The following is an 11,863-nucleotide window of genomic DNA, read 5'->3' as shown; positions in this document are numbered from 1 at the left end:
GTAAATAGAGATGATCCGAGCCCTATACACCGCCGCCAGCGGCATGAGCGCCCAGCAAGCCAACCTCGATACGGTCGCCAACAATCTGGCCAACTCGGCCACCGCCGGATTCCGCAGCCGCCGCGTCCAGTTCGAGGACATGATCTACCAGAATCTCGTCACGCCCGGCTCTCCGGCCAGCATCCAGACCACGCAGGCCGGACTCCAGATCGGCCTGGGTACGCGCTCGGCCGCGACCGAGGTCATCATGACCCAGGGCGACTTCAACCAGACCAGCAACCCGCTGGACGTCGCCATCCAGGGGCAGGGCTTCTTCCAGATTCAGCGCCCCGACGGCACGCTGGCCTACACACGCGCGGGCAGCTTCCACCTGAACAACCAGGGCGTCATCGTCACAGTGGACGGCGATATCCTGCTGCCCAGCATCTCGATTCCCGCCAACGCGACCAACATCGCCATCTCGAACTACGGCATCGTCTCGGCCAACATCCCTGGCCAGACCAACGTGGCCAACCTGGGGACGCTTCAGCTTGCTAACTTCGCCAATCCCGGCGGCCTGACCTCGCTCGGCGGCAACCTCTTCATGCAGTCTCCCTCTTCGGGAAACCCCATCACCGATACCCCCGGCGGTACCTCCGGCGTCGGCACCTTGCAGGAGGGATACGTCGAGAACTCCAACGTGGACGTCGTCACCGAGTTTGTCCAGATGATCCTGGCGCAGCGCGCCTACGAGAGCAACTCCAAGGTGATTCATGTCGCCGACGACATGTACCAGCAGATCAACGGCATGGTCCGGTAACAGTCCGTTATGGAGTCCGTCATGCGCCAACGATTCATACTCGCCGCTCTGTTGTTTACTGCTCAAAGCGGCGTGGCACAATCCGGAACAGGCATCGCCACTCCCTGCTTCGCATCGGTGGATGAAGCAGCGCGTCAGGAGGGGATGGTGGTGGCGCAGACGACCGGCTACCGGCTCCAGTCGCGGCGTTGGGACCCCTTCCTCAACCGTGGTTGGGCCATGGTCGCAAGCTGCGAGCACCCGGAGCGGCCCGAAGTTGCCGTCCCGCTCGCCCAGTCTCCGAACAGCCTTAAGGGCGCGATTGCCGATGCGACACCCCCGGCGGTGCGGGCTGGAGATATCGTCCACGTCCGCTACTACGGGCCGATGGTCCATCTGGAATTGAGCGCAGTGGCGCAGTCCAGCGGCTACCCAGGAGACACGATCCGAGCCCGTGTCAATCAGGGCGGGCAGGGGAGCGGCGGTACGGAACGATACGTCTCCGCAGTAGTTGTAGGGCCGCGCACGCTGGAGATTCAGCCATGATCCTCATTCGTAAAGCAAGCCTCATGCTTCTTCTGTTGGCGAGCGCCTCCGCGCTGCGCGGGCAGTCGGTCTTCGACACCCCGGCCACGCCAACAAAGCAGCCATCCAAGCCGCAGGGGGTCGTCGCCAAGCTGCTCACCCCCAAGCCCAACCCCGCTGCGACCTCACTCTCCTCATACCTCACCCGCGTCAAGGCCGAGACCGCCATCGACTACACCGCGGCGGGCTCCACCTGGACCGACAGCGGTCGTCTGGCACGGCTCAGCACCGACGTGCGCGCCCTGCGTCCGCACGACCTCATCTCCGTCGTCATCGCCGAGAACCTCTCGGCCTCAACCGACGGCACGGTCAAGAACAGCCGCGCTTCTAACGCCAACTCCTCCATCAGCGGTCTCATCGGCACCCTGCACGCGGGCAACGCGCTTCAGAACCTGATTAACCAGACCTCCGCTTCGGGGCTCAACGCACAGGGCCAGAGCGAGACCAACTCCAGCCTGAGCACCGTCCTCGGAGGCCAGGTCATCGAGGTGCTCTCGAACGGAACGCTGGTCATCGAGGCCGCCCGCCAGGTCGAGTTCGCCCAGCAGACCCAGACCATCATCCTGCGCGGCCTGGTGCGGCCCGAGGATATCTCGCAGCAGAACCAGATCCTGTCCACGGCCATCTCTTCGCTCGAGCTTGAGGTCAAAGGCAAGGGCATCGTCAACGACTACACTCACCGGCAGAACGCGCTCGTTCGGTTTCTGCAGAATATCCTGGTGTTTTGATGGGTCAGCGTCCTCCGTCTCTGTTTAGCGTTATCGTCTGCTTTTTGCCCCTGTTGCTTGTGCCCCGCTGCCTTGCGGTCGAGGCGACCTCTCTCAACAGCGGCTCCTCCGTCCGTCAGGCGCGGGTCAAGGACATCTCGACCATCGAAGGCATCCGCGATAATCAGCTCGTCGGTTATGGGTTGGTAGTCGGCCTCGAAGGCACAGGAGACAGCCAACAGACCACCTTCCCGGTCCAGACCCTGGCCTCGATGCTGCTGCGCATGGGCGTCAGCGTCCCGGCAGCCAGCATCCGCGTCCAGAACCTCGCGGCGGTCTTCGTCGCGGCGTCGCTGCCCGCGTTTTCGCGTCCGGGAACGAAGCTCGACATCACCGTCTCCTCGGCCGGAGACGCCCGCTCGCTCGAAGGCGGCCTGCTGCTGATGACGCCGCTCTACGGGGCCGACGGCAAGATCTACGCGCAGGCTCAGGGTCCGCTGGTGGTAGGGGGATACTCGGTGAGCGTCAACGGCAACACCCGGCAGTTGAACCACCCCAATACCGCCCGCGTGCCGCTGGGAGCCACGGTCGAGCGCGGCCTGGCCGTCGACCTGACTAACCGCACGCAGTTCTCCATCCTGCTCAACGAGGCCGACTTTCACAGCGCCGAGTCCATGGCCACGGCCATCAACGCCGAGCTGGGCCGTCCCGCCGCCCGCGCCTACGACAGCCGCCGCGTCGATCTCGAGGTGCTCAAGACGGACGACGTGCCGGTGCTGCTCTCGCGGGTGGAAGCAGTGGAGGTATCGGTCTTTCCCCGCGCCCGGGTCATCGTTAACGAACGCACAGGAACGGTGGTCATCGGGGGTACGGTGGTGCTGCAACCGGTCTCCATCCTGCATGGAGGCTTCGCGGTCAACGTCGTCACCGAGTTCAAGGTCTCGCAGCCCGGACCCTACGCCAGCGGCACCACGCAGGTCGTGCCCGTCACCCGCGTCGACGCCCGGGACCGCCCCGTCAACAGCATCGAGCTGAAGCAGGGTGCCACGGTGGACGACCTCGTCCGCAACCTCCAGACCATCGGGGCCACCTCCCGCGACGTCATCTCCATCCTGCAAGCGATGAAGTCCGCCGGAGCCCTCGAGGCGGAGCTGGAAGTTCTCTAACCCAGATACCTATTGACCGGGATACCCAAATGACCATCACTCCCATTGATTCCACCCCCGTCGATTCAACCCAGTCCGACCGCCAGCAGCAGTCCAAACTCGTAGACGGAGCCCGCCAGTTTGAAGCCATGCTCCTGGGCGAGATGTTGAAGCCACTCCACTTCGGCGAGGCCGCCGGGGCCGACGATGCCGACGGCGACTCCAGTGGAGGAGCCAACGATACCCTCCGCTCCATGGGGGTAGAGGCGCTCACAAAGTCACTGGCCAGCGGTCCGGGCTTTGGCATCGCAAAGCAGATCATCCAGCAGGTGAACAGGGAAGATCATTCGAAAAAAATAAAATCGTAATAGTACTAAAGTTTGAAAACACTAAGGCCGATACCGTAAGTGATGGAGGAACACGGTATGAACCTCAGCAGTAGCATCACCGGCGGCGTCACCAGCACGATCGCCCCGCCCCAGGCACTTCACAGCTCCTACGCGCCGGATCCCGGCTTAGAGGACAGTACCCCGGCGGCATCGGGCAGCAACCAGCCCGACCAGGCGACTCTCAGCTCCGCCAGCAGCTTCATCTCCCAGGCCGTCGGCAGCTCCAGCCCCGACTCCGATGTGCGGACCGAGAAGATCGCCGCCCTGCAACAGGCCATTGCCGACGGTACCTACAACGTCTCGGCGAGCGACGTCGCCGACAAGATCATCGGCTCGCTACTGCGCTAGTCCAGTTTTCGCGGGCAAGAGTTCAGAAACCTCATCGCCTTGCAGCGTGCCTGTAAGGTCAACGAGCCATCCGTATCCCAACGCAACACCTCATCTTCAGCCGACAGGATAAATCCATGGCAACTCTGACCTCGCTCACCGACATCGCCACCTCCGCCCTGGCCGCGGACCAGTACGCCCTGAACACCACCGCCAACAACGTGGCCAACCAGAACACCCCCGGCTACACCCGGGAGGTGGTCTCGTGGCAGGCTGGCGATACGGTCAACGTCGGCGGCCAGGCCGAGGCCCAGCCGCCCACCGTCTCGGAGACCTCTCAGCGCGACCGGGTGCTCGAGCAGCGTGTCCAGCAGCAGACCCAGGACACGTCGGCCAGCGGCGCACGCTCCTCGGTCCTCACCTCAATTGAAGGCATCTTCAGCCTCAGCTCCAGCAGCACCTCCTCGGCCGACACCCCCATCGGCACCGCGTTGAACTTCTTCTTCAGCTCGCTGACCGCCCTCTCGACCAACCCCGCCGACGCCTCCACCCGCCAGGGCGTGCTCTCGGCCGCGGGCAATCTGGCCTCGGCATTCAACTCCGCCTCCTCCCAGCTCAGCAGCATCAGCTCCTCCATCGGCTCCGAGCTTACAAGCTCGACCTCGGAGGTCAACTCGCTGACCAAGACCATCGCCTCGCTCAACGCCCAGATCGCCTCGCAGAGCCCCAACTCCGACGCCGGAACCCTCGAAGACCAGCGCCAGAACGCCATCGCCCAGCTCTCCGGCCTCATCGGGCTGGACCAGATCACGACCGAGAACAACGGCATCACCCTGACCACCACCAGCGGAGCCGTGCTGGTCACCGGCTCCACCAGCTCCAACATCTCGGTCTCCAACACCGGCAGCGGCTTCCAGGTCACGGACGCCACCGGCAACAACGTCAGCGCGGGACTTCAGGGTGGCAGCATCGGCGGCCTGCTCACCGCGCAGTCCACCGATCTCCCCGCCGCCGCCAACGCGCTCGACCAGTTGGCCTACACCCTGGGCAGCGCGATCAACGCCCAGAACGAGGCGGGCAACGCCTCGGACGGCACTCCCGGCCAGGCCATCTTCTCGTTGCCCACCACGGCCACCGGAGCAGCGGGCGCGATCAGCGTCATTCCGACCTCGGTGACGGCCATCGCCACCGCCGCCACGGACGAGGGCTCGACCGGCAACACCAACGCCCTCGCGCTCGCCAACGTGCAGAACACGGTCGGCGGCAACGGCCTGACCTTCGCAGGCACCTACGCCGCGCTGATCGGTCAGGTGGGCAACTCGGCCTCCTCCGTCAACGCGGAGAACACCGGTCAGCAAGCCACCCTGACCACCCTGACCAGCCAGCGCGACAGCCTCTCGGCGGTCTCGCTCGACGAAGAGGCTTCGAACCTGACTGTCTACCAGCGTTCTTACCAGGCTGCGGCCAAGATCTTCTCGGTGGCTGACTCCCTCGCCGTCAGCGCGCTCAACCTCGGCGAACAGACAACCGTCTCTTAGTGTTCTCTCTGGTCGGGAGAAGAATGCTCGTTTCCGGCCAGCGGGAGGACCTCAAAAGATCATTCCCCCATACCGCTCCGAGAACGGTACGAATGTACCTATAACAGAAGGTAGAGAGCATATATGCGCGTCGATCCTAACTATGCCAATAACCTCGTCCAGTCCCTCGGGCAGGTCAGCCTCAGCGAACAGAACCTCACCCAGGAGCTATCGAGCGGCCTGCGCGTCTCCACCCTCTCCGACGATCCGGTCGCAGTCGCCCAAAGCTCGCTCTTCTCCGCATCCTTGGGCAATCTGGACTCGTTCGTCAAATCCTCCACGGCCGAGCAGAGCCAGTTGACCTTCACCGACTCGACCCTCGGCGAGGTGGTAACACAGCTTACCTCGGCGATCTCGCTCGCCACCGGAGCCGCCAACGGAACCAACAACAGCGCGAACCTCTCCTCGGCGGCGACCGAGGCCACCGGCATCCGCGACCAGGTGCTGGCGCTGGCCAACACCAGCTACCAGGGGCAACACCTCTTCAGCGGCAGCCAGGGCAACACCACTCCGTTTACGCTGGACTCCTCGACCAACCCCGCCACGGTCACCTACCAGGGCGACGACAAGACCCAGAATATCGCCACGCCCAACGGACAGAAGGTCCAGCTCAACCTTCCGGGCGACGCGGTCTTCTCCTCGGCACTGACAAGCCTCAACCAGCTCGTCAGCGACCTGACCAGCGGCAATACCGCCGGGATCGCCACCGACAGCTCCGCGCTCTCCGCCGCGCTCTCGGGCGTCAGCCGGCAGCGCAGCGTCCTCGATAACTCGCTGAGCCAGCTGACCAACGACTCCACCTACGCCAATACTCAGGTGGCCACGCTCACCGCCGCGCAGACCACGCTCATCTCTGCCGACCCGGCTCAGGTGGCTACGGACCTCAGCAACTCCGAGGTCCAGCAGAAGGCGCTCGACAGCGTCATCTCCAGCCTGAGCCAGAACGGGCTCTTCAGTTACCTGCAGCCGTAGCTCCATCCATAGCAACAGGGCAGGCTTGCGGTAGACTGCATCTGGCGGCGTTTATGCTGCCAGATGCAGTCTTTGCAGGAGATCTGGTTGAACGTCCTTGAACCTGTCAGCGCCTCAAACTCCGGCGGCCTTCGCGTAGCCCTGCCGTACCTCATCGAGCAGGACTGGGCCGCTTACACGCCCGAGCAGCACGCCGTCTGGGGCGAGCTGGTCGGACGCCGTATGCCTCAACTGCGCCAGCACGCCTGCCGGGAGTACCTCGACGGCTTCGAGCAGATCGGCTTGCAGGAGTCGCACCTGCCCGACCTCAAGGCCATCAGCGCGCGCCTGCGCCCTCGCACCGGCTGGGAGTCCACACCGGTCAGCGGTTTCTTGCCGGGAGATGCCTTCTTCGAGATGCTCGCCGCCCGCCGGTTTCCCACCACCACCTGGCTGCGCTCACGCGAGGCGATGGAGTATACCCCCGAGCCGGATATCTTCCACGACGTCTTCGGCCACGTCCCCATGCACGCGCACCCGGTCTTCGGAGACTTCCTCCAGCACTACGGCCAGCTTTGCGCTGCGCAGCCCGATCCCGTGACGCTCGAGCGCCTGGGCCGCCTCTTCTGGTTCACGGTCGAGTTCGGGCTCATCCGCGAGCGGGGCGAGATCAAGGTATACGGCAGCGGCCTCATCAGCTCGCACGGTGAGTGCACCCGTGTATTGGCCGGTGGTTGCGAGATTCGCGACTTCAATCTGGATGCGGTGCTGAACCAGGAGTTCGATACCGGAGCCATGCAGCCGGTTCTGTATGCGGTAGAGTCCTTCGACCAGATCTACGAGGCCACCAAGCAGGCAGAGGCGCGGCTAGGCTAGATCCCCAACCTGAATCGCCCATCCGATCATCAACAGCAGGGGAGCCGGTCCCGGCTCCGCCGTCGCCAGTCCGCCCAGCGTTGTGGAGCAGACCTGTTCCTCCGGCGTCGTGGCCTTCGACACCGCCACGCACGGAGTTTCGGCGGCGATCCCTGACTCCATCAGGCTCCGTGACAGCGCCTCGAAGTCCCTCCCCGGCATGTAGAGCACCAGGGTAGCCTCTTCCGGAAATGCTCCCTGCCAGCTTGGGATCAGGTTCGTCTTACCCGCCGCGTGGTGGGCCGTCGCCAGAATCAGCTTCGAGGCTGCCGCCCGGTCGGTCAGGGGAGTCTTGAGCGAGGCCGCCACAGCAAAGGCCGCCGTGATTCCCGACACGATCTCGAACGGAATCCCCGCTGTCCGCAGCGCCTCGATCTCCTCACCTGCCCGTCCAAACACCAGCGGATCACCAGACTTTAGCCGCACCACCGACCGTCCCAATCCAGCGTGGTGCAACATCAACTCGTGGATTCCAGCCTGTGTAATACGGGGTTGTCCGCAGCGCTTACCAACGGGAATAATCTCCGAATCTTGATGTGTCAGTTGAAGTATTTGGTCTGAAACCAAGTCATCAGGAAGAATAACGTCAGCCGTCTCCAAGAGCCTTAACGCCCGCAACGTAAGTAAATTCGGATCACCCGGACCCGCGCCGACCAGGTATACGGTTCCTGCTGCTGCCGCTGGATTGGCTGTAACCCCAGTAGGAGCAGGGCGATAAAGCGTTCGGGAGTCCGGTTCGACGGTCACTTCGAAGTCTCAGGCAGGGGATTCGTCTTTGCGTGGGCACGGGCCATCACCCGGCTCGGACAACCGTCGTATCCACAGACCTCACGTTGCGCCAACTGGTGCAGAAGGAGCTTCCGCTCCTCGTTCAGCGGCTCCATCTGGACCACCTCCCGGCGCAGATTGCCCAGGTCGGTCAGCCAATCGCCGGTGTCGAGCGGAAGCTGTGCGTTGATCTCCTTGCGCAGCCGTTGCGCAAGCGCCGGACTGGCCCCAGCGGTCGAAATCGCAATCTGAAGGTCGCCGCGTCGCACCACGGAAGGGAAGTAGAAGTCGCAAAACGGCGGGTCGTCCACCGCGTTGCAGAGTACGTTTTTCTCCTGCGCCTCCAGGTAGACCGCCCGGTTGACTGCCCCGATATTCGTAGCTGTGACCACCAGAAACGTGCCCTCGGCGACGTCGCCAGCCTCAAACGCTCGTTTGATCCAAGTCACCTCGCCGCTGGCCGCCAACTCGGCGACAGCCTCTCCGGCCTCCGGCGCGATCACGGTCACGTCGGCGTGACCCGCCCGCAACGACTCGATCTTGCTCGCGGCAAGATTACCCGCGCCCACCACAAGACAGCGTCGGCCAGTCAGCTTCAGGAAGATCGGAAACAAGTCCATAACGCCTCAGTCCGAACTACGCGTCCGCGACGTGCCTTCCGCCAGCCGGAGGCAGATCCCGCTCCACCGGCTCGACGAAGCTGCCGTTGAGCTGCGCCCGCAGATGCTCGTCGTCGGTGCGGTTGAAGTACGAGCGCAGGTCCTCGCCCGGCTCGCGTACGGCCAGGTAGCCGCGCAGCAGACGCTCAATCGCACCGGGGCAGTCTTCGGCGGCGGCGCGGAAGCCCAGCGCCCGTGCCGGACGGGCGTACTTGCCCACCGAGCCGCCGACGCAGAAGTAGAACGCATCGACGATCTTGCCGTCCTTCTTCAGTTTCTTTCCTTCAAGCCCGATATCTGCGATCCAGTGCTGTCCGCAGGAGTTCGTGCATCCGGTCACGTGCAGCTTGATCTGCTGGTCGAAGGCGGGCAGGCGCTCCTCCATCTCGGCCACGAGCCACTTCGAGAACGCCTTGGTCTCGGCAATGGCCAGCTTGCAGAACTCGGTGCCGGTGCAGGCGATAGCTCCGCGCCAGAAGGGCGAAACCTCGACCTGAAGCTCGATTGCCTTCAATTCTTCAACTAACACGCGAACATTTTCGTTCTTGATGTTGACCAGAATGATGTTCTGCATGATGGTGGCGCGCAGACTGCCGTCGCCGTACTTCTCCGCCAGCTCGGCCAGCTTCTCCAGCTGATCGCCCGAGAGCCGCCCGCGCAGCACGCTCGCACCCACCGCCGACAGCCCCGCCTGTTTCTGCGGCGTGACGCCGATGTGGTCGCGGTAGACGTCGTCGGGGATCACGTCGGCCGAGACCGGCGACGGATCGAGTTTGTAGCCCAGCTTGGCCTCGATGGCTTCGAGCATCGTTTCAGCCGTCCAGCCGTGACGCATAAAGAGGTACTTGATGCGGGCGCGAGTGCGGTTCTCGCGCAGCGCGTCCTGCTCGCGGAAGATGCGCACGACCGCCTCGACCACGTCATAAGCCTTGTCCTGCGGGATGAAGGCAGGGATGCGGACGGCGATGTGCGGCTCGGTGGAGAGACCTCCGCCGACGCGCAGTGTGTAGCCGATCTCCTCTAGACCGTTCACCTCGCGCTTGATCGCCGTCAGGGCGACGTCGTTGATCTCCGGGTACGAGCACCAGACCGGGCAGCCGGTCGCCGTGATCTTGAACTTGCGCGGCAGATTGTAGAACTCGGGGTTGGCTGTCAGCTTGTGGGCGATCTCGAGCGCCAACGGGCTGGCGTCGAGCAGCTCGGTGTGCTCGATCCCGGCCAGCGGGCAACCGGTCACGTTGCGGACCACGTCGCCGCAAGCACCTTTGGGCGAGAGGCCGACGGCGGTCAGGGCATCGGTCACCTCAACCAGGCTCTGGATCGTCAGCCAGTGCAGTTGGATGTTCTGGCGGGTGGTGATGTCGGCCAGGTTGTTCGCGTGCCTCTTGGTCAGGTCGGCGATCACGCGGAGCTGCGCGCTGGTCAGGATGCCGTTGGGCAGACCAATCCGCATCATGAAGTATTCCGTGGACTTACCCTCGCCGCCTACGCCACCGGTCGCGCCTACGCCGTCGCCCTGGGTATAGATGCCCCACCACTTGAAGTACAGCCCGGTCCACTCCGGCAGTACCGAGTCACGCCCCGCAAGAGCGAACTGCCGCACCTCGTCCCAGGCCTCCCAGGGGTTCTTCGCCAGCTTCAGGCGCTCGGACTTCTGGGCCTTGGTTTCTTTGGGGGCGGACGTTACGGCGGCGGCGGTGGCAACTTCGGGCATGTTCTGCGATTCCTTGGGCTACGCGTAGATTTTGATCGGATAGGGAGGGACAAGTAAAAGCCCACCGGAGACAGTGGGCGCGCTCAACAGTTGCTTTAGCTTCAAAAGAGTCTAGAAGATAGAAGCATTCCTGTAACGCATGAAGCCCCGACAACAGTGGGTACAGTATGCGAGCGCGAACCTTGAATCCATCCCCTTGATGCTACGAGTCCAGTGCATCCGAGTCAAGGGCACTTCGTGCGGTTCTCGGGGCAGTAGGGAACGGATTCTCTTCTGAGGACCTCCCGTTGGTCGGCAGCGGGCATCGCTGTTTTCGAGCAATGGGGAAGTGTGCGAAGTTTTAAAGAGCCTTTGCCAGAGCTTCCTGTTGCAGCGTGAATAGCGTGCGAATACCGCCCTCGGCCAGGTCGAGCAGCTCGTTCAACTGCGCCCGGCTGTAGGAGTCCTTCTCGGCTGTCGCCTGCGTCTCCACCAGTCCGCCGTCGGCCAGCATCACCACATTCATATCGACCGTGGCGCGCGAGTCCTCCTCGTACGCCAGATCGAGCAACGTATTGCCGTCGACGATTCCAACCGAGGTCGCCGCGATCATCTGCTTCAGCGGAGAGCTCTTTAGCGTCCCCGCCTGCACCAGCTTGCCCAGCGCGATCGCCAGCGCCACCGACGCTCCGGTGATCGCCGTCGTGCGCGTGCCTCCGTCGGCCTGTAGCACGTCGCAGTCCAGTATGATGGTGCGCTCGCCCAGCGCTCGCATATCCACCACCGACCGCAACGAGCGGCCGATCAGCCGCTGAATCTCGTGCGTGCGCCCGCCGATCTTGCCGCGTTCGGACTCGCGCGCGCTCCGGGTCAACGTCGCCCGCGGCAACATGCCGTACTCAGCCGTCACCCAGCCCCGGCCGGAGTTGCGCATCCACCCCGGAACCCCCGTCTCCACGGTGGCGTTGCACAACACGCGCGTGTTACCGGCCTCGATCAGCACCGAACCTTCGGCGGTCGAGATGTACCCGGGAGTAATCGTTACGGTGCGAAGTGCATCGGCGGCGCGGCTGTCAGGACGGAAGATCTGTGACTCAAAACCCATCGGGCGATTATACCGGGCCGCCAGCCTGTGAATTTACCCGCACGTTGCCAGCCAGGAAAGCCGTGGAGGGCAGCAAGTCAAGAACCATTAAGAAACTTTCCGTTCCGAAATGGGAATTTCGAGACATTCAAAACTGGTTACGAAAGTTCCTGGTTAACAAAAAACGTGAAGCGGAGTACATTCGGAGCACGTTATGAAGGCTAATTCGAGTAACACAGCAGCCTATAAGTACCGTTGTTTCATTGGAACACTCACTGCTACCCA

13 protein-coding genes are annotated in these 11,863 nt (G+C 63.5%); 9 read left to right on the top strand and 4 right to left on the bottom strand.

Annotation, left to right across the window (positions count from 1 at the left end):
- The first annotated feature begins 10 nt into the window (after nucleotides 1-10).
- From flgG to FTO74_RS10530, 9 genes are all read left to right on the top strand, one after another.
- Nucleotides 11-799 carry a flagellar basal-body rod protein FlgG gene (flgG, locus tag FTO74_RS10570; RefSeq protein WP_162538117.1) on the top strand — a complete coding sequence of 263 codons (789 nt, stop codon included), beginning with the start codon at nucleotides 11-13 and terminating at the stop codon, nucleotides 797-799.
- A 21-nt stretch (nucleotides 800-820) separates the two neighbouring features.
- Nucleotides 821-1,324, top strand: a complete 504-nt coding sequence (locus tag FTO74_RS10565; protein WP_162538116.1) for a flagella basal body P-ring formation protein FlgA — start codon at nucleotides 821-823, stop codon at nucleotides 1,322-1,324.
- Nucleotides 1,321-2,091, top strand: a complete 771-nt coding sequence (locus tag FTO74_RS10560) for a flagellar basal body L-ring protein FlgH (protein WP_174242222.1) — start codon at nucleotides 1,321-1,323, stop codon at nucleotides 2,089-2,091. Before FTO74_RS10565 ends, FTO74_RS10560 begins: the two co-directional genes overlap by 4 nt.
- Before the next feature lie 53 nt (nucleotides 2,092-2,144).
- Nucleotides 2,145-3,236: a flagellar basal body P-ring protein FlgI gene (locus FTO74_RS10555; protein ID WP_255462635.1), complete on the top strand. Its 1,092-nt coding sequence runs from the start codon at nucleotides 2,145-2,147 to the stop codon at nucleotides 3,234-3,236.
- Nucleotides 3,237-3,265: 29 nt separating this feature from the next.
- The gene (locus tag FTO74_RS10550; protein WP_162538114.1) at nucleotides 3,266-3,583 is read left to right on the top strand and encodes a rod-binding protein; all 318 of its coding nucleotides are present in this window, start codon (nucleotides 3,266-3,268) and stop codon (nucleotides 3,581-3,583) included.
- 57 nt (nucleotides 3,584-3,640) lie between these two features.
- Entirely contained in the window at nucleotides 3,641-3,952 is a 312-nt protein-coding gene (flgM, locus tag FTO74_RS10545) for a flagellar biosynthesis anti-sigma factor FlgM (protein WP_162538113.1), read from the top strand.
- 116 nt (nucleotides 3,953-4,068) lie between these two features.
- Entirely contained in the window at nucleotides 4,069-5,469 is a 1,401-nt protein-coding gene (gene flgK, locus FTO74_RS10540) for a flagellar hook-associated protein FlgK (protein WP_162538112.1), read from the top strand.
- A 123-nt stretch (nucleotides 5,470-5,592) separates the two neighbouring features.
- Nucleotides 5,593-6,480: a flagellar hook-associated protein FlgL gene (flgL, locus tag FTO74_RS10535; protein ID WP_162538111.1), complete on the top strand. Its 888-nt coding sequence runs from the start codon at nucleotides 5,593-5,595 to the stop codon at nucleotides 6,478-6,480.
- 87 nt (nucleotides 6,481-6,567) lie between these two features.
- Nucleotides 6,568-7,335, top strand: a complete 768-nt coding sequence (locus FTO74_RS10530) for a phenylalanine 4-monooxygenase (RefSeq protein ID WP_255462185.1) — start codon at nucleotides 6,568-6,570, stop codon at nucleotides 7,333-7,335.
- Here the strand turns inward: FTO74_RS10530 and cobA are convergent.
- From cobA to rph, 4 genes are all read right to left on the bottom strand, one after another.
- The gene (gene cobA, locus FTO74_RS10525) at nucleotides 7,327-8,121 is read right to left on the bottom strand and encodes a uroporphyrinogen-III C-methyltransferase (RefSeq protein WP_162538109.1); all 795 of its coding nucleotides are present in this window, start codon (nucleotides 8,119-8,121) and stop codon (nucleotides 7,327-7,329) included. The two genes, FTO74_RS10530 and cobA, sit on opposite strands and share 9 nt — an antisense overlap.
- Nucleotides 8,118-8,762: a bifunctional precorrin-2 dehydrogenase/sirohydrochlorin ferrochelatase gene (locus FTO74_RS10520; protein ID WP_162538108.1), complete on the bottom strand. Its 645-nt coding sequence runs from the start codon at nucleotides 8,760-8,762 to the stop codon at nucleotides 8,118-8,120. The genes cobA and FTO74_RS10520 overlap by 4 nt, the downstream gene beginning before the upstream one ends.
- Nucleotides 8,763-8,778: 16 nt before the next feature.
- Nucleotides 8,779-10,515 carry a nitrite/sulfite reductase gene (locus FTO74_RS10515; RefSeq protein ID WP_162538107.1) on the bottom strand — a complete coding sequence of 579 codons (1,737 nt, stop codon included), beginning with the start codon at nucleotides 10,513-10,515 and terminating at the stop codon, nucleotides 8,779-8,781.
- A 340-nt stretch (nucleotides 10,516-10,855) separates the two neighbouring features.
- Entirely contained in the window at nucleotides 10,856-11,599 is a 744-nt protein-coding gene (gene rph / locus FTO74_RS10510; protein ID WP_162538106.1) for a ribonuclease PH, read from the bottom strand.
- Nucleotides 11,600-11,863 lie beyond the last annotated feature (264 nt).

It is taken from the genome of Granulicella sp. WH15 (assembly GCF_009914315.1).
Classification (GTDB): Bacteria; Acidobacteriota; Terriglobia; order Terriglobales; family Acidobacteriaceae; genus Edaphobacter.
This window is presented reverse-complemented; position numbering and strand designations above follow the sequence as displayed.

Coding starts and splice junctions, on each gene's coding strand:
- rph (WP_162538106.1), bottom strand. CDS start 11,599: ATGGGTTTTGAGTCACAGATCTTCCGTCCTGACAGCCGCGCCGCCGAT.
- flgG (WP_162538117.1), top strand. CDS start 11: ATGATCCGAGCCCTATACACCGCCGCCAGCGGCATGAGCGCCCAGCAA.
- FTO74_RS10520 (WP_162538108.1), bottom strand. CDS start 8,762: ATGGACTTGTTTCCGATCTTCCTGAAGCTGACTGGCCGACGCTGTCTT.
- FTO74_RS10560 (WP_174242222.1), top strand. CDS start 1,321: ATGATCCTCATTCGTAAAGCAAGCCTCATGCTTCTTCTGTTGGCGAGC.
- flgM (WP_162538113.1), top strand. CDS start 3,641: ATGAACCTCAGCAGTAGCATCACCGGCGGCGTCACCAGCACGATCGCC.
- flgK (WP_162538112.1), top strand. CDS start 4,069: ATGGCAACTCTGACCTCGCTCACCGACATCGCCACCTCCGCCCTGGCC.
- FTO74_RS10565 (WP_162538116.1), top strand. CDS start 821: ATGCGCCAACGATTCATACTCGCCGCTCTGTTGTTTACTGCTCAAAGC.
- flgL (WP_162538111.1), top strand. CDS start 5,593: ATGCGCGTCGATCCTAACTATGCCAATAACCTCGTCCAGTCCCTCGGG.
- FTO74_RS10550 (WP_162538114.1), top strand. CDS start 3,266: ATGACCATCACTCCCATTGATTCCACCCCCGTCGATTCAACCCAGTCC.
- FTO74_RS10515 (WP_162538107.1), bottom strand. CDS start 10,515: ATGCCCGAAGTTGCCACCGCCGCCGCCGTAACGTCCGCCCCCAAAGAA.